This is a genomic window from Methanobrevibacter gottschalkii DSM 11977 (assembly GCF_003814835.1).
GTDB lineage: Archaea > Methanobacteriota > Methanobacteria > Methanobacteriales > Methanobacteriaceae > Methanocatella > Methanocatella gottschalkii.
Genome location: NZ_RKRG01000003.1, coordinates 124927 through 141987, shown reverse-complemented (window position 1 = coordinate 141987; position 17061 = coordinate 124927). Strand labels below are relative to the sequence as shown.

The window sequence follows — 17061 nt, the reverse complement described above, 5'->3', positions numbered from 1 at the left end:
TTAAAAGTAAAATAAGAAAAATAGTGTAACTATTCTTCCTCTTCTTCACCAGCACCAATAATATCAGCTATTGATTTATTTCCAGCTTGAGTAACTACAGTGTTGATTTGTACAATATCTTCAGCAATAGTGTTTCCTCTAACAGTTTTTCTTCTTTTAACACCGTCAGCTTTAGGATGATAACCGATACCGCCAGTTAATAAACTTTTGATTCTTCTAGTACCAGTAACATCTTTTTTCATAGTGAAACCGTTTTTATCACTACCACCGGTTACTTTTAAAGTATAACCATCTAAACCGACAAGTCCGCCATCAAATTCTTCACCGATAGTTAAACCATTAAAAGCTTTAGTTTCATCTACTTCAATTTGATGAGTTTCAGCACCTTGAGATACAACAACTTTGAATGCCATGGTATTTTCCTCCTTTATTTTTTTATATAATTAATTTATTATTCAAAAAGACCGAATTTACCCCAATCAGGATCTTTTTTACGTTTAATCTCTACGAGTTCATAAAGAGTTTCAAATTCATCTTCAGTTAATTTATCCTTGAATTCTCTTTCAATGAATTTATAATGTTTCTCAGAAACATCAATATATAATTCATCACCTTCATCGAAATGTTTTCCAACAATAGCATCTTTAATAGCCATAGCCACCCTTTGACCTCTAGGAATAGAAGGCAATGTTTCACCTTTATCTTCCATACTGGCTATTACACCAACATATTCTCCATTTTTGTTAATTAAAACTTGACCTTGTTTAACTGTACCGCTAAGTGATTCGATTCCAATAATTGCCGGTTTACTTTGACGGAAAACTAATTTAGGTAATGCAACAAATTTTGCAGGTTTAACTATAGCATCATAAAATGCTTTCTTTTTAGCTCTTTCAATTTCATCAGTCCATTCCTGATAGTCCTCAATGATTTGATATATAACATCTCCTTTGAAAAGTTTAACATCAGAGTTGCTTAAATCATCTAAAGAGTTAGGGTGAACATCCACATTAAAAGCAATTATGGCACCATGCGCTTCATTTTCATTTAATGCAATTTTAGAGTTAATAATATCCCTACGACTTACATCACCAATGTCTGCTTCACGAATAGGTATATTTAAATCTCTTAACAACTTAACTACAGCCTCAAGAGAACCTAATGTATCTGCTTTAACTAAAAGACCTTCATCTTCTGTGTTAATAGTAATATCTTCAATTTCTTTCAGGAGTTGTTCTTCAACGTCTTCTTCCTCACTTAGTACTCTAAGTGGTGAACCTGAAACAACATCATCTAAATTTGGTGCAGCAATCTTAATACCTGCAGCTGCAACAACTTCATCTAATTTTCTGAATTTCTTTTTAGAATCTCTCATTTCTTCAAGCGGAAGTGGTCTTAAAATAGACCTAATTTTAGTAGTTACAACTTCATTTGAAGAATTGATTAAAGCAATTTCATCATTAGTTCGTAGAACACCATCATAAATAATACTGTCAACAGTAAGACCTAATCCTACTTCCTCTTTAATTTCCAAGATAGTACCTTTAGCAGGAGCATCTTCATTAATTTCTAATTGTTCAGTTAAATATTCTTGAGCGAGTCCGAGCAGCATTGCTAATACTTCAATAATACCTTCACCTGATCTAGCACTAATAGGAATAATACTAATCTGTGAAGCAAAATTACTGACTCTGTCAAATCTTTCAGATTGGAAACCTTCTTTATGAAGAGTACCAACAAGTTCGTAAAGTTTAAGATCCAATTCTTGTTTAACACTTTGAGCTTGTTGATTGAAAGATTCACTAAAAGAAGCTCCTTCATGGGTCTCCCAACCAAAAATTCTATCAATTTTATTAGCAACAACAATAAATGGAGTCTTATACATTTTAAGAATATTTAAAGCTTCATAAGTTTGTGGTTTAAATCCATCATTAATATCAACAATCAAAATTGCTAAATCAGCTAATGCTCCACCACGTTTTCTTAAACTAGTAAATGCAGCGTGGCCAGGAGTATCAATAAAGAATAATCCCGGGATTAAATCTTTGATAGTTAATCTTGATATGAAATTTCCACAGATTTCTTCAATAGTATCATTTGGAATTTCTGTAGCACCAATATGTTGAGTAATACCGCCTGCTTCTTTATCTGCAATGGTACTTCCTCTAATATAATCCAACAAGGTGGTCTTACCATGGTCCACATGTCCTAAAACTGATACAATCGGGGATCTGATTTTCATAATATCGTCTTTGATAATAAATTTTTAAAATCTAAATTTATTCATAAATTAAATCGTTATCAACAATTTGATAATCGCAAATTTCATCTTCATTAAAGAAAAGAGCAATTTCTCTTTCAGCAGATTCAGGAGCATCTGATGCGTGAATAATGTTTCTTCCAGTATCCATACCAAAATCTCCTCTAATAGTTCCAAGATCTGCTTCTAAAGGATTAGTTGCACCAACTAATTTCCTAATAGTGGTAATAGCTTCGTCTCCTTCAATTACCATAGCTAAAGATGGTGAAGAAGTAATGTATTCAACTAAACCTGGGAAGAATGGTTTATCTGCATGTTCACCATAATGAGTTTTTGCTAATTCTTCATCAATCTGAATCAGTTTACAAGCAACAATTTTAAGACCTTTTTGCTCAAAACGAGACAAAACTTTACCCATAAGACGTCTTTGAACAGCGTCGGGTTTCATCATAACAAAACTTTTTTGAATCATTCTTTAACCCATTTAACTTTTCTTGGAACCCTTCCAAGTTTAATCATATTTTTTTCACATTTACTGCTACAAAAGAAATAAATTGAGCCATCTCTTTTGACGTACATTTTACCTGTACCCTCTTCAATTTCTTTACCACAGAATGAACAAGTTCTCATGTTCTTACACCTTCTTAAGGAGTTCTAATTTCCTTAGCTTCTCTAATTGTATCAAGTAACATTAAAATGTCACCTTCCCTTACAGGCCCCATAATGTTTCTTGTTAAAATTCTTCCTTTATCTCTACCATCGAGGATTCTGCATTTAATTTGCATTACCTCACCAGTCATACCAGTTCTTTTTAAAACTTTAATGACTTCAGCAGGAGTTCCTTCTTCCATGTAAATCACCGTAATTCAATTAAAAGAATCTAATCTTTTAATTCAGCAACTTTTTCTACGATTTCAGCAACAGCAGCTTCAGCATCACCAGCGTCCACAATACATGCAGATGCAGTACCAACAGTTAATCCAGCAGCTCCACCAACTTGTTCTTTAGTAGGTAAGTAAACGTAAGGAATTTCTTTTTCATCAGCTAAAACAGGGATGTGTGCAACAATTTCAGCAGGATCAACATCTTCTGCGATAACAACTAATGCTGCATCTCCTCTTTCGATGAATTTAGTTACTTCGTTGGTTCCTTTTGCTACTTTACCAGTGGTAAAAGCAGTTTCTAATGCTTCTTCAGCTTGTTTAGCTAATTCTTCAGGTGTGTCAAATTTTACATAAATGTTTGCCATAAAATATACCTCCTTTTTCATCTGGCTATGCCATCCATCGGCAGATATTACAATTCATTCTTGAATTATAATATAATGTAATTATATATAGTTATATTATTTTTTAACTATAAAAATTACTCAAATTATTCAATGGAATAATTTAATATAGTTTTAATAATACTAATTCTTGAACAATTCATATATCACTAAATATAATCCCGAGAAAAAAATAAGAGGGATTAAACTTTCAATACAAATACTTCTGAATTTCATATAATTTTTAGCAAAACTAAAAATAAAAATTTAGTAATTAATGAAATAATTCTAGAGAACTAGACATTTATTAAATATGTTTACATAGTATATAAATGTTTTTAAAATAAAGCAAAAATAAGTAATTTTTAAAAAAATAATAATTTATTAATCGAAAAAATGTAAAAGAGATAGTAAAAATTACTATCAAAAGACCACAGCAAATCTATTTGATTGCTAATTTTACATCTTCAGCTTTTACAGTTTTTCTACCAGCATGACGAGCAAAACCTATAGCTTTAGCAGCGATATCATTTCCATAATCTTCAATAGCTTCAGCTAAAGCAACTTTTGCATCATCACTTACTCTTTGTGCACCTGCATTTTTTAAAATTCTTCCTACAGGAGCGAATGGTAATTCAGCCATGATATAACACCTCATAATTTTGTTAATAATAGTTATAATTTGCTTATATATAAATATATTGGTAAATTATTGTTAATTTTTGATAATTTCAACATTTACAGTCATACTTTTATAACATGAAAATTGTCAGTATTATATTTAAAAATGTTTTTCATAGCATAGCTTAAATAAAAAAAGTATAATTTAGATTAGAATAAATAAGAATTAAAAGAAAAAATAAAAAATAAAATAAGCTTTAACTAAATTTATTTATTCATTAAGATTTTTCTTAAGGTGTCAATATCAGCATCAACCTGAGTAGGTTTGGTACATGCTTCAATAGCAGTATTAGGATCCTTCAATAAGTGTCCAGTAACAACACAAGTGATTGTCTCACCCTTGTCAACTACACCTTCATCAACAAGTTTTTTAAGACCTGCAATAGAAGCTGCAGAAGCCGGTTCAACACCAATACCCTCTGTTCTTGCAAGCAACTTTTGCGCATCAAGGATTTCCTCATCAGTTACAGTTTCAGAATAACCATTTGAATCATAAATTGCATTTAGTGCTTTAATATCACTTACAGGAGCTCCTATACGTATAGCTGTAGCAATAGTTTCTGGATTTTCTACAGGTACCACTTTTCTATCTCCTTTTTTAAATGCATTAGTTACAGGACAAGCACCTTCAGCTTGAATACCTGTCATCATAGGCAAATCTTTAATAAATCCGGCATTATAAAATTCTGAAACACCTTTCCAGATTGCAGAAATATTTCCAGCATTGCCAACTGGTAAAATAATCCTGTCAGGAGCTTGCCAGCCTAAATCACGAACAATCTCATAACCAATGGTTTTTTGTCCTTCTAATCTGTATGGATTAATTGAATTTAATAAGTAAAGATGTTTTTCCAATGCAAGAGCAGTCATTGCTTCAAGAGCCTCATCGAAGTTTCCATCAATAGACATTACTTCAGCTCCGTGGAACATTGCTTGAGCTAATTTTCCTAAAGCAACTTTTCCAGAAGGTAAGAACACAATACATCTTAATCCTGCACGGGCTGCATAAGCAGATAACGATGCAGAAGTATTTCCAGTTGAAGCACAGCCAACAGTATCAACACCTAACTCCATTGCTTTAGTCATGCCAACAGTCATTCCTCTGTCCTTAAAACTTCCAGTAGGATTAGAACCTTCTACTTTAACATACAAATTTACTCCAAGTTCTTTTCCCAGTTTATCACATTTACAGAATGGAGTTCCACCTTCTTCAAGAGAAACAATTTTGTTTTCATCTACAGGAATGCATTCTTTAAATTTCCACAAAGTATCCTTTCTACCATCAAAAATGTCTTTAGAAACATCTATTTCGTTGACGAGTTCAAGTACGGATCCGCATTTTTCACAAGTGTAGATTACTTCATCATCACCATATTCTTCTCCACAAGATACACATCTAATCATAAAATCACATCTATTATTTATAAAATATTTTTATAATAAAGTTTTAGCTATTTCACGAGCCTCAACCTGTTTTTCTTTTAACTCATCCATGAATTTTTCCACCAATTCAGCAGTCCTAACTTTACAGTCCCCACAACGGAGAGTTCCGCTTAAACATTCATGCCTAATTTTTTCAAGTTCACCATCATCATCAATAAAGTGATATAACAACATTTCATAAATTACACACTTATCAACTTCTCCACCTAATTCCTGTTGCTCTTTTAAGCTTTCCCTACCACCAGTTTTAGCAGATCTGACTTTTTTAACAGCCTCTTTTGTATCATCATTAAGATAAATTGCTGTAGATGGTTTGGAACTACTCATTTTATCACCAGTCAAACCTGTCAAAAACCTATGATATGTAGATGCCGGAGTTAAAAGCCCCAAATCTTCATGAAGTTTTTGAGCAATATCCCTTGTTAATCTAATATGAGGATCCTGGTCTATTCCAACCGGGACTACAACCTTTTTCGGACCTCCGAACTCTTCAATTTGTGGAAGTAATATGTCTGCAACCTGAACCAATGGTGCTTGAATGTGGGCAATATTTGTAGAAGGTGTGAATCCATATATTGACTTGAGTTGATTGAAATTAGTTTTACTGGATGCCATGAAAGCCAAATCTTGAAGTGCTTTATTTTGAGATTGCAAATATACATTTACATTATCTTTTTCCAAATCAAGCCCTAGTGCTATCCAGTTTGTTAAATATTCATTTACTGCAATTTCACGACCTTTTTCAAAACTCATTCCGCGAGCCGCATAAGATTCCAAATCTGCAATAGGAAGAGACAGCATTGCTCCTTTTTCCTGATACCATTTTAATTGGTCAACAACCATTTTATGACCAATATGCATTTGACCGCTTGGCATCATACCAGTTACAACAGCAAAATCTTTATTTTGATTGATTAAATTATTAATTTCACTGAATTCCCTATGTCCAAATATCACTCCTCTTTTCATTAATCTTTGAGGATTTTTAATTTCATTTATAATATCTGAAAATTTACCAATACCGAATTGATTAACTAACTTATCATAATCTAAACTAAATGATGCCCATGGATCTATCAAATTCCCCATATTATCACCAACACTCACATTAAATTACATTTATGATTAAAAATTATAATAATAAACATATTAAATTATAAAAATACAATAAACTTCTTTGATTTAATTAAGGTCTAGTCCATTCAATATTATAGTAAGTAATATCAAAATCATCATCCACAATAGCCAACAGTAGTTTTTTGTTAACTCCATGTGAAACTCTAACATAGCTTGCAAAGTCAAGAGCATTAATTTCATAATTTTCAAAAATAATCTTAACTAAATAATCAGAATGTCCCTGACCCGGACCTCTTCCACGATTATACAATCTAAATTCAGATCCATATTTAAAACCAGTTTTAATTACAAAACCACGGTCTTTTAAATCACGGTAAACAACATATTTTCCAAATAAATCTTGTTCTTTTAAAAGATCAATGATGTAACCAACACTACATTCGAAATCATCTTCATAAATATTTAAACGACCTTTTTCCAACAAATAACAAGCTTCAATTAAAGAAAGATTTAATGAATCAGCTTCAATTTTACCAAAAAGACTTTTTTCATGTAAAGCTATTGGTTTTTTGCTTCCCTCTTCAATCTTAATAGATACAATATCATTTGATAAACTACCACGCATTAAAACACCATAAAAAGAAATAAATTATATTAATGGTATTATTTTGAACAAAATATTATATATATCTTTGTTTGTAAAAAAAGAAAAAGAAAAGTTAAATTCTAATAAAAATATTATTAGCCATTTCTTTAGGAATATTAAACTCTTCATCATCAATGAAAACCAAATAAGAATCTTCATCCTTATTATCATTAATTGCATAATTTAACTGGCATCCAACTTTAATGTTCAAATCTGCAATACTGTCCAAAAGGTCGGTATTTCCACGAATGAATGAAATAGTTCCTTCAGTATCAGAGGTTAATTCTGAAATAGACAATAAGTTGAATTCCCTATTGATAATTTGATCAAAATCTTTCTGAGAAAAACATTGACTGCAACTTTCAAAATTAAAATTACAAGCAGGAATAACATTATCATCAGGAGATACATCAGGATGTTGTAACATATTACATAAAGCTCTTTCCGCTTCATCTGATAAAGCATGTTCCATTTCACAAGCCTGTTCATGGATATTTTCTTCTTTAACTTTTAAAACATCCAACAAGAATTTTTCTAAAATTCTATGTTTTCTTGTAATTTTTCTAGCTATTTTCATGCCTTCATGAGTCAAAGTAGCTCCTTTATATGGAGTATAATCAATATATCCTAATTTTTCTAATTTTTTAAGCATTTGAGTTACGCTTCCAGGTGCAATACCTAATTCATCAGATAATTTAGTGGTAGAAACCTGTTCCCCATTACTTCCATTGCAATAAAGAACTTCAAGGTATTCTTCAATATTTTCACTAATTTTACCGTTAGCCATAGTTTTCACCTACCTTAATAATTGATTTTATATTTATGGCTTAAAGTATAAAAAAGTTTTTGTATACCTAAAAATAAGTGTAAAATTAAAATTGCAAATAAAAAATAAAAAAGAAGTAGAAATTAGAAACCAAGTTCAGAATAATAATTATTAAATGAAAATTTATTAGTATTCCAATTTGCTACTTTTCCAAGAGAATTTCTTGAACTTGTTGCATCTGCAACTGTCCATTTCTTATCAACTAACACCTGAACCCATACGTGACCATAAGTACTTCCACTGGAAAATGTACATTTACCGTGAACATACCTGGCATGAATATCAGCAGTTCTAAACATGGCGACTAACAAGTGTGAATGATCGACACAATTTCCTTTTTTAGCATTTAAAGCACCTACAGCACCATATTTAGTATTGTAATAGAAACTATAATCCAAATTGTCTCTTACATAATTATAAATTGCAGTAGCTTTATCTTTAACAGATGTTAAACCTTTAGTCACTTTGTTAACAATATCTTTAATCTTAGAATTGTCTACCTGACAATTTTTAGTAGCTTTAAGATATTGTGACAACTCAGTACCATTTTTAAGTGCTTCATTTAAACCAGTTCCAGTTGCACCAGTTCCAGAATTTGATCCGGATCCTGATGAATAACTAATAGTTACTGTATTTGGTAAACGATTTTCATTACCATAAAATGCCAGGATACGTGAAAATGCATCGACATATTCAGAGTAGATAATTTTACCAAGACTGGATGAAACATAATTAGGAGCTACTTTATTTTTATTTATATAATTAGTCACATTTAATGCAACTTTAAGATACTCTGATTTTGATAAATATTTTGAATTAATATTATCTCCAGAAGGATTTGTTGGATTACCTATACCAGTGATTATAGTAATTGCCTTTGTATTAGATTTTCCGATTTGATTAATAGCTTTACTCATCAAGTAAACAAATTCAGATAATTTGAATGTAATTTTACCTGCAGTAACAGTGGAAGGCAACTTCTTATAATCATTATAATATTTTTTCAAATTAGTCGCACCAGTAACGATATCCTTGATGGATATTGTTTTGGCAGTTATGACTTCGGATTTTGTACCATTGTCCACTTTTACAGAAGTTGGCAATTTATTATTATCTTTATAGTCTGTTAAAATATCAGCAAACATTTCAACTAAAGAATCATAATCAATAGTGCCTAATGAAGATGATGAAGCGAAATTCGGAGCTCTACCATTTTCCATAATGAAACTATTAATACTGATTGCCATATTCACATATTCGCTGGATGCGATATTACCTGATTTAAATGAACCAGATGGATTTGTTGGAACTCCAACAGATATAGGCAATATTTGTGATGAAGTTTTACCACCATTAATCTTCTTAACAGCTTCGGTCATCATGTATAAAAACTGAGCAGTTGAATAACTTGACCCACCAACGCTAACTGTTGCAGGGATTGTATTCTTTGAATTAATAACATTTTTCAAATTATTTGCTGCTGCAATTATATCTGCAATAGTTACGGATCCAGTAGTACTTGGGGATGTGGATTTGTCAGATAATGAACTGAAATCTACAAAGTTAGTTACACCCCATCTAAATATAATTACACCTGGAGCTTTACCATCTAATGCAGCCTGTGCATCAGTTTTGATTGTGGAAGCAGACAATTTAGTAACATTACTATCAGATTTATATCCCTGTAAGCCTGCCCATACTTGAGCACCATTAGAATTATCTACAAACCATTTTGTAGTTGTAGTAATCCAAGCTGAAGTTTTACCATAATTTCCTTTATAAATCATTGGAATAACTACATCTAAGTATTTACTAATTACCGAGTAATCCTGACCATAGTATTTTAAAATACTGGTAGTTTCAGGCATCAATGCAGCTGAAACGATAATATTAGAATCAATATTATGAATAGCTTCAGTAGCATCCTCAACGAATTGACTTATTGCTGCAGCACCACCAGGAGTTTTATGAGCAGCACTTTCACCATTACCTGAATATCTTAAATAATCAAAGTGTATACCTGCCACACCTTTGATTTTTGCATATCCTTGAGCTTCAGTTATTTTTTTCTCAAAAAATGCCTCATATGGTTTTCCATTTTTAACAGGATTGACCCATTTTCCACCTTCATAGAATATTTGCATCCAAATATGAACTCTCATTCCTAACTTATTAGCGCTAGCAATCCATGATTCAACTTTAGATTGACCATGAAGCTCAATTGCTTTAAAGTTTAAGAATAAATCGCTAGTTCCTTTGGAAGCTAATGATTTAAGGTCAACATTGCTCATGTCTTCACCATAAACCCAATACCCATATCCTGTATTTTCTTTTTTCTCAACACTGACTTTTACATTTCCATTGCTTGGAGCATAAGAATTATCTCCAGGATATTTTAGTGAAATTGAGTAATTTCCAGGAGCTAAATTTACATTAAATGTAGCATATCCATTTGATGAAGTTGTTGCTGAATAAGTCTTACCATTTACAGTTAATTTAACAACTTTACTTGCTAAAGCTTTACCATTAGAATCCTGCAATAAAACTTTATAAGACTGAGCACCCTGATAGAAAGATGTTCCACTTTTCCAAGTAACTTTAGTGGAAGTTCTTTCCTTAACTATAATTGAAGAAGATCCGGTTTTAGCATTTACTTTAGAATCACCATTGAATTTATAGGTTACTGTATATTTGCCATTTTGTAAATCAATAGGTATTGAAACGATTCCATTACTATCAGTAGTTTTATCATATGACTTTCCATTTACAGTTAAAGTAATAGTTTTTTTTACTAAAGGAACACTACCTGAAGTTAAAGCAACCTTGAAAGGAGTATTAGCACCTTTACCAAAAGTTGTTGTGCTTTTCACAGTGAAAGTAGCAGTTTTACTTGGAAGAATATATAATTTATTAGATGCACTAGATGCAGTATAAAATGTATTTCCAGAAAACTTGTATTTTACTGTATAAGTACCTGCTTTTAAATAAGGTAATTTAAGTGAAGCTACACCTTTACTGTTGGTTTTAGCAGAATAAGTTTTACCATTTACGGTGAACTTGATTATTTTACCTGAACCTGGTGCATATCCTAAACCGTTAAGTAAAGTAACTTTAATATTTTTACTATCGCTTTTAAGGAAAGTATAGGCATTGGTATTAAGCTTTGAACTAGTCTTAGAAACAACTTTAACAGTATTAGTTTTAGTTAGACCATCCTTATTATAAGAGACCATTTTATAAGTACCTTTTTTAAGGTTAGTCATTGATAGACTAGCAACACCCTTGCTATTAGTTTTCTTAGAGTATGTTTTTCCATTAATCTTAAACTTGATATATGCATTAGCTAAAGCTTTACCATTACTTTTCAAAAAGGTTGCATAAAACTTCTTTCCGTCAGTATAAACTTTAGTAACGTCATTTGCATTAATGGTTGACAATACTTTAATAGTATTGGTTAATTTATAACCTGTAATGAGATTTTCTGAAACTATTTTGTAAGTTCCGGGTTTAAGATTAATCGCTAAAGAAGCAACACCTACACTATTAGTTTTTTTAGTATAAGTAACACCATTAACAGTAATTTTAACATCTGACCCGTTTAATGGATTACCATGCATATCTAAAAATTTAGCAGTATAACCTGTGCTTCCTTTATAATACTTAGTAATATCTTTTGAAGCAATAGTTTCAGATGCATTAATAGTTGGAGAAGCGGTATTATTCACTTCTAAAACATCATTTCCCCTATTACTTAAAGAGTTAGTATCCGAGTTAGTTGATAAAGTATTTGATTTTACAGATTCAGAATTCTTAGATGATACATTGCCAACATCTGATTCGCTTGATAGAGAAAGTACTGATGAATCATCAGAATTTTCAATAGGAACTGAGACATTTGATGCGCCATCCGCTACACTTGTTGTGTAAGAATCTGTAACATTTACATCACTAGCTGAAATTGCACTAACAGATAATATCACTGCAAGTACAAAAAGAAAAGTGAGTAATAATTGTTTGTTCAAAATATTTTACCTCCATAACAATTTTTAAAGTCATCCATGAGACTATTGTCTCACTTCAACAATATGTATATGCAAATATCTTATATAAACCTTTTTATTTCCTAAATCAACTTAAATGAGTTTAATTTTTAAAAATAAGATTAAAATATTATGAAAATTGAATATTAAGTAAAAATATACTTGAATTAAGTTATAAAACGATTAAAAGATATGAAAGAATATTTCAAGATAATAAACAATATCAATTTATAAACATCAATCTTAATGCTTATTGTATAAAATAACATATAATTAGAACTTATATAATATAAAATCATTGATTTAATTAAAGTTAAAATAAAAAACAATAAATTTAATAGAGAATATTAAAAAATAAGGCCATATAAATAAAAAAAGATCAGAATGTCAAAAAAACAAAATAAAGCCCGAAATTAACTACAAATTATGTATAAAACATGCATAAAATTATTTGAAATTTATTGTAAAAAAAGAAAAATAAAAAAATGTAAAATTAATTTTACATCATTGGGGGCATTCCTCCACCCATGCCAGGCATAGGAGGCATACCGCTAGCATCATTGCCAGACTCGTCAGGTCCAGTAGAGTTAAGTGCGTTTCTTGCTGCAATCATATCATCAATACGTAAAATCATTTCACTAGCAGCGCCAGCTGACTGTAAAGCCTGGATCTTCACTCTTAACGGTTCAATAACACCAGCTTCTTTCATGTCTACAACTTCACCAGTGAATACATTAATACCAATTAAATTAGACTCCTCGTGAGCAGCTTTTAAATCAGCAATCAAGTTAATAGTATCCAAACCTGCATTTTCAACTAAGGTTCTAGGAATAACTTCTAATGCTTCAGCATATTTTAAAATAGCTAATTGTTCTCTTCCATTTACTGTTTCACCATAATCCCTTAATTGTTTTACCAAATCAATTTCACATGCTCCTCCACCAATGAGGACTTTACCTTCTTCGATAGTAGCGGCAACTACACCTAACGCATCATCAATAGCTCTTGAAATCTGTTCGGTTACATAACGGGTACTGCCTCTAAGAACAATAGAAGACGCTTTTGGGTTTTCGCATTCTTCAATGAATGTCAATTCATGATCAAATAATTTATCGAGATATACGTGACCTGCAGAACCTAATTTATCTTCAGACAAATCTTCAATATCAGTTACTAATTTAGCGCCAGTAGCTTTTGCAATTCTTTCCATATCTGATTTTTTAACTCTTTTGAAAGTCATGATTCCTGCTTTTTTCAAGTAATGTTCCGCCATATCATCAATACCTTTCTGACAGAATAATACATTAGCTCCAGAATCAACAACTTTATCCACTAAATCCCTAATCATCTGTTCTTCATTTTTTAAGAACATTTCAAATTGATCAGGACTAGTAATATCAATTTTTGCATCAGTGTTAATATCTTTTAATTCAATAGGATATTTCATGATAGCAATTTTTGCATTTTTAATATCTTTAGGCATAGCTTTAGAAAGGGGTGCTTTATCAATTACAATACCTTCAGCCAAGAAAGAATCTTCAACTGAATCTCCGGAGACTCTTTGAATATTAATATTCTCAATATCAGATTTTCCATCTTCTTCAATTCTTAAAGCAGCTTCAACAACAAGATCAGCTAAATGTTCTTTAGCATAATCAGATCCTTTACCACTCATTGCAGTAACTGCCACTTTTTTAAGAGTTTCTTTATCATCAGCATCAATAGCAATACCTTGTAAAAGTTCCACGGCTTTTTCTGTTGCATTTCTAAATCCTTTTACAACAACAGAAGTTGCAATTCCATCATCTAATAATTCTTCAGCTTTAGATAATAATTCACCAGCAATTACAACAACAGATGTAGTACCATCACCAACAATTTCTTCTTGTTTTTTAGCTGTTTCCACAAGCATTCTAGCTGCAGGTTGTGCAATATCCATTTCACTCATAATAGTTGCACCATCATTAGTTACAGTTACATCACCTAATGAATTAACTAACATTTTATCCATACCTTTAGGACCTAAAGTAGTTCTTACAATACCTGCTAAAACTTTAGCGGCAGTGATATTCATTCTTAGAGCATCTCTTTTGGAATATCTTTCAGTCCCTTCAGGAAGGATGAAAATTGGTTGATTTGCCATTTTTTAATCACCTTTAAAATTTTCTAATAAAACAATATAAAACTAAGTTTTTATACATATTTAATATGGATTAGAAGTTATATAAAAATATTACTTATTAAACTAACTTTAGGTGTTTTAATGTACGAAAAAATAATAAACAATATTAAATTAAATTTAGGTGAAAATAAAGATTTAAATCGGAAATATCTGGCATCACAAATAGAAAACTATAAAGATCATCCATATAACCTGGAAATTACAAAAGAGATTTCACGCATGATGTGGGATTGTTTAAGTGATGAGGAAAAAAGAGAATTTATAGAAATTTCAGAAAATGAAACTCCGGTAATTGATATTTTAGAAGAGATTTACCCAATGATTGAAATGGGAAAGTATGATAATGCACTAGACAAGCTTAATGGATTTATGAAAACTTTCCAACCAATGTTTGAAGATGATGCAGTAAATGAATACCACTTCTTCACCAATCAATTGGAAGAAGAAATATTCAATAAATATATTGGTGCTAAAAAAGAAATGAGATACATACCAAATAACCATCCTCTACTTGATTTGTATTATGTATATGGATTCCTCCTTTTAGAAAAACATGAACTAAAAGAAGCAGAATTTTATCTAAAAAAGGCACTGAAAATTAACCCAGTTTCTTCAAGGATACTGTTAGAGTTATCTGATATTTATAAGACTAAAGCACCTAATTTTAATAAATTTTACATGTACACAATACAAGCACTTGAATATGCATATTACCCGCAGGATCTTGCAAGATGCTATAGGAACTTAGGTCAGTTTTATATGGAAGAAATGAATTTCGAGATGGCCGCCGCATTATATAATTATAGTATGAAATACGAATTAAATCCGATTGTATACAGCAAACTTCAGTATATAAAATCAAAAGGAACCAATATTGAATTGGAGTTAGAAGAATGTTTAAACACTTTAAAAGATAAAAAAATTCAGATTGATGTGAATCCATTTATTTTAAAAACATTAGAAGAGTTATCAGATAAATATGATGAAAAACAAGCATTACATCAAGCATTATATTTTTATGAATTACAATATGACCTGAATCATGAACAAGATATACTTGAAAAAATTAATAATATTAAAAGAGTAATGAATCATTAATATAATATATAATAATAATATATAGATAATATTAGGTGATTTTTAATGTGTTCCGGTGGAGGGCCAATGGCCGATATTGATATAAAAAAATTAAAAACAAAAAAATACTTTTGTAAAGACTGTGGAAATTCATTTAAAGGCCTTGGAAAAAAAGTAGTTTGTCCATCATGCCAAAGTGAAAATGTTGAACTTGTAGAGTAAACTTATTTACTCTACTTTTTATTTTTTAGTGATATCTATGAATATTGATTTTAAAAATAATGAAATACTATTTCTTGAAGGAGAAACTGGAATAGTGGGTATTGTTAAAGTAGCACATGATAATAAAATGTTATTTATTGCAACACATGATAACCAGGAAATAGTTCAATTTTTAGAATCTGATGATATTATTGCTGTGTCTAACTTTAAAAAAGATAAAAGAACAATTCGCTCACAGGCTTATCTCAGTCGTGAAGAATCTTCACCACTTATCATTTTAAACAAAGACCATCCTTCAACTAAACGTTTAGAAACTGTTATATCAATTGGTGATGAAGTTAACCTAAATTGTAATATTATCCCCGGAACCCATCCTGAACAAAATGTTTTATGTTCATGTGACAGTTTATCTGGACTTAAAATAATAAAAACCCCAACTGGGATCAAATTAAATAAAGAATTTGATAATTTTACAATCGAAAAATTTTAGGTTAAAATATGATTTTTGATTCATTCTATACATTCTTAGGACAGCTTGTAGTTTTTTTAGCAATCCTCATTATAATATTATTCATTGTCATATTAGTTTTAGGAGTTTTAATAGCTAGGAAAAATGAAATTAAATTTCCAAGATTTATTTTATTTGTTGTTGATTCCCTATACTTCCCGTTCAAATCAATAGCAAACTTTTTAAAACTTGATGAATACTTGATTGATGATATCTCAATTAAAGTAAGAGATGAATTGAACAAAGAAAAATTTAGATCAATACCCTCTGAAAAAACATTAATATTCCTACCCCACTGTTTAAGACATAAAAATTGTCCTGCAACACTCCAAAAAGAAGGATTAAACTGTACTGAATGCGGATTATGTTCAATTGGTGTCGTTAAGAAAAAAGCCGAACCAATGGGATATAAAATGTATATTGTTCCAGGATCCAGTTTTGTTAAAAAAATAGTTAAAGAAAACAAGTTCAAAGCCGTGCTTGGAGTGGCTTGTCATGAAGATTTGAACCAGATGATGATGTTATTATCTGATTTTTGCCCTCAAGGAGTTTTGCTTGAAAAAACAGGTTGTTTTGAAACAAAAGTAAATATTAAGAAAATATTCGAAAAATTAGACTCAAAATACTAATCATCAAAATATCTCATAAACTCCAATGATTCCGAAGTCTCTTCAAATTCTTTTATAAAATCATTTAAATCCTTTATAAATTCCTTTTTTCTCACATTAACATCTTTAGTCTGAGAATAATCTTTTTTTAATGATATTGTCATTACAATATCCTCAGTTTCAAGAGTGATTTCCGGATATAATTCATCAAGAAAATCATCCAT

At 30.6% G+C, this 17061-nt stretch carries 18 protein-coding genes; 4 read left to right on the top strand and 14 right to left on the bottom strand.

The window, feature by feature from the left end:
* Positions 1-29: 29 nt before the first annotated feature.
* The 13 genes from EDC42_RS07535 to thsA form a co-directional block, all read right to left on the bottom strand.
* Positions 30-413: a 30S ribosomal protein S6e gene (locus tag EDC42_RS07535; RefSeq protein WP_069575399.1), complete on the bottom strand. Its 384-nt coding sequence runs from the start codon at positions 411-413 to the stop codon at positions 30-32.
* 38 nt (positions 414-451) lie between these two features.
* A complete protein-coding gene (gene infB / locus EDC42_RS07530) occupies positions 452-2242 on the bottom strand; it encodes a translation initiation factor IF-2 (RefSeq protein ID WP_091698844.1) in 1791 nt (596 codons plus the stop codon).
* A 37-nt stretch (positions 2243-2279) separates the two neighbouring features.
* Positions 2280-2732, bottom strand: coding sequence for a nucleoside-diphosphate kinase (ndk, locus tag EDC42_RS07525; RefSeq protein ID WP_069573270.1), 453 nt, complete (start codon positions 2730-2732; stop codon positions 2280-2282).
* A complete protein-coding gene (locus EDC42_RS07520) occupies positions 2729-2890 on the bottom strand; it encodes a 50S ribosomal protein L24e (protein WP_069573264.1) in 162 nt (53 codons plus the stop codon). The genes ndk and EDC42_RS07520 overlap by 4 nt, the downstream gene beginning before the upstream one ends.
* Positions 2891-2904: 14 nt before the next feature.
* Complete coding sequence (locus EDC42_RS07515; protein ID WP_069573256.1) at positions 2905-3111, bottom strand: 30S ribosomal protein S28e; 207 nt, start codon at positions 3109-3111, stop codon at positions 2905-2907.
* 29 nt (positions 3112-3140) lie between these two features.
* Positions 3141-3509, bottom strand: a complete 369-nt coding sequence (gene rpl7ae / locus EDC42_RS07510; protein ID WP_069573249.1) for a 50S ribosomal protein L7Ae — start codon at positions 3507-3509, stop codon at positions 3141-3143.
* Positions 3510-3969: 460 nt separating this feature from the next.
* Entirely contained in the window at positions 3970-4170 is a 201-nt protein-coding gene (locus tag EDC42_RS07505) for a histone family protein (RefSeq protein ID WP_069573245.1), read from the bottom strand.
* A 245-nt stretch (positions 4171-4415) separates the two neighbouring features.
* Complete coding sequence (gene thrC / locus EDC42_RS07500) at positions 4416-5612, bottom strand: threonine synthase (protein ID WP_069573239.1); 1197 nt, start codon at positions 5610-5612, stop codon at positions 4416-4418.
* Between the two features lie 30 nt (positions 5613-5642).
* Positions 5643-6731, bottom strand: a complete 1089-nt coding sequence (locus EDC42_RS07495; RefSeq protein WP_069573327.1) for a tryptophan--tRNA ligase — start codon at positions 6729-6731, stop codon at positions 5643-5645.
* 106 nt (positions 6732-6837) lie between these two features.
* The gene (gene endA / locus EDC42_RS07490; RefSeq protein WP_069573234.1) at positions 6838-7353 is read right to left on the bottom strand and encodes a tRNA-intron lyase; all 516 of its coding nucleotides are present in this window, start codon (positions 7351-7353) and stop codon (positions 6838-6840) included.
* A 94-nt stretch (positions 7354-7447) separates the two neighbouring features.
* Positions 7448-8161 carry a metal-dependent transcriptional regulator gene (locus EDC42_RS07485; protein WP_069573229.1) on the bottom strand — a complete coding sequence of 238 codons (714 nt, stop codon included), beginning with the start codon at positions 8159-8161 and terminating at the stop codon, positions 7448-7450.
* A 122-nt stretch (positions 8162-8283) separates the two neighbouring features.
* Positions 8284-12222: a pseudomurein-binding repeat-containing protein gene (locus tag EDC42_RS07480; RefSeq protein ID WP_069573225.1), complete on the bottom strand. Its 3939-nt coding sequence runs from the start codon at positions 12220-12222 to the stop codon at positions 8284-8286.
* 517 nt (positions 12223-12739) lie between these two features.
* A complete protein-coding gene (gene thsA / locus EDC42_RS07475; protein WP_069573222.1) occupies positions 12740-14383 on the bottom strand; it encodes a thermosome subunit alpha in 1644 nt (547 codons plus the stop codon).
* Between the two features lie 120 nt (positions 14384-14503).
* Here thsA and EDC42_RS07470 point away from each other — a divergent pair, with 120 nt between their 5' ends.
* Genes EDC42_RS07470 through EDC42_RS07460 form a run of 4 tightly spaced genes read left to right on the top strand, consistent with a single transcriptional unit; the run spans position 14504 to position 16858 of the window.
* Complete coding sequence (locus EDC42_RS07470; protein WP_069573217.1) at positions 14504-15520, top strand: tetratricopeptide repeat protein; 1017 nt, start codon at positions 14504-14506, stop codon at positions 15518-15520.
* A 45-nt stretch (positions 15521-15565) separates the two neighbouring features.
* Positions 15566-15721 (top strand): hypothetical protein, encoded by a 156-nt coding sequence (locus EDC42_RS09485; RefSeq protein ID WP_170151653.1) that lies wholly within the window; start codon positions 15566-15568, stop codon positions 15719-15721.
* 37 nt (positions 15722-15758) lie between these two features.
* The gene (locus EDC42_RS07465; protein WP_069573212.1) at positions 15759-16211 is read left to right on the top strand and encodes a hypothetical protein; all 453 of its coding nucleotides are present in this window, start codon (positions 15759-15761) and stop codon (positions 16209-16211) included.
* Positions 16212-16219: 8 nt separating this feature from the next.
* On the top strand, positions 16220-16858 hold the full coding sequence (locus EDC42_RS07460) for a DUF116 domain-containing protein (protein ID WP_069573207.1): 639 nt from the start codon (positions 16220-16222) through the stop codon (positions 16856-16858).
* Here EDC42_RS07460 and EDC42_RS07455 read toward each other — a convergent pair.
* Complete coding sequence (locus EDC42_RS07455) at positions 16855-17061, bottom strand: hypothetical protein (RefSeq protein WP_069573202.1); 207 nt, start codon at positions 17059-17061, stop codon at positions 16855-16857. The genes EDC42_RS07460 and EDC42_RS07455 overlap by 4 nt on opposite strands.

Bases quoted from the DNA above. Each gene is read 5' to 3' on its own strand.
- endA (WP_069573234.1), bottom strand. From the start codon at position 7,353: ATGCGTGGTAGTTTATCAAATGATATTGTATCTATTAAGATTGAAGAG.
- EDC42_RS07460 (WP_069573207.1), top strand. From the start codon at position 16,220: ATGATTTTTGATTCATTCTATACATTCTTAGGACAGCTTGTAGTTTTT.
- thsA (WP_069573222.1), bottom strand. From the start codon at position 14,383: ATGGCAAATCAACCAATTTTCATCCTTCCTGAAGGGACTGAAAGATAT.
- EDC42_RS07455 (WP_069573202.1), bottom strand. From the start codon at position 17,061: ATGGATGATTTTCTTGATGAATTATATCCGGAAATCACTCTTGAAACT.
- EDC42_RS07470 (WP_069573217.1), top strand. From the start codon at position 14,504: ATGTACGAAAAAATAATAAACAATATTAAATTAAATTTAGGTGAAAAT.
- ndk (WP_069573270.1), bottom strand. From the start codon at position 2,732: ATGATTCAAAAAAGTTTTGTTATGATGAAACCCGACGCTGTTCAAAGA.
- rpl7ae (WP_069573249.1), bottom strand. From the start codon at position 3,509: ATGGCAAACATTTATGTAAAATTTGACACACCTGAAGAATTAGCTAAA.
- EDC42_RS07485 (WP_069573229.1), bottom strand. From the start codon at position 8,161: ATGGCTAACGGTAAAATTAGTGAAAATATTGAAGAATACCTTGAAGTT.
- thrC (WP_069573239.1), bottom strand. From the start codon at position 5,612: ATGATTAGATGTGTATCTTGTGGAGAAGAATATGGTGATGATGAAGTA.
- EDC42_RS07520 (WP_069573264.1), bottom strand. From the start codon at position 2,890: ATGAGAACTTGTTCATTCTGTGGTAAAGAAATTGAAGAGGGTACAGGT.
- EDC42_RS07535 (WP_069575399.1), bottom strand. From the start codon at position 413: ATGGCATTCAAAGTTGTTGTATCTCAAGGTGCTGAAACTCATCAAATT.
- EDC42_RS07465 (WP_069573212.1), top strand. From the start codon at position 15,759: ATGAATATTGATTTTAAAAATAATGAAATACTATTTCTTGAAGGAGAA.
- EDC42_RS09485 (WP_170151653.1), top strand. From the start codon at position 15,566: ATGTGTTCCGGTGGAGGGCCAATGGCCGATATTGATATAAAAAAATTA.
- EDC42_RS07505 (WP_069573245.1), bottom strand. From the start codon at position 4,170: ATGGCTGAATTACCATTCGCTCCTGTAGGAAGAATTTTAAAAAATGCA.
- infB (WP_091698844.1), bottom strand. From the start codon at position 2,242: ATGAAAATCAGATCCCCGATTGTATCAGTTTTAGGACATGTGGACCAT.
- EDC42_RS07515 (WP_069573256.1), bottom strand. From the start codon at position 3,111: ATGGAAGAAGGAACTCCTGCTGAAGTCATTAAAGTTTTAAAAAGAACT.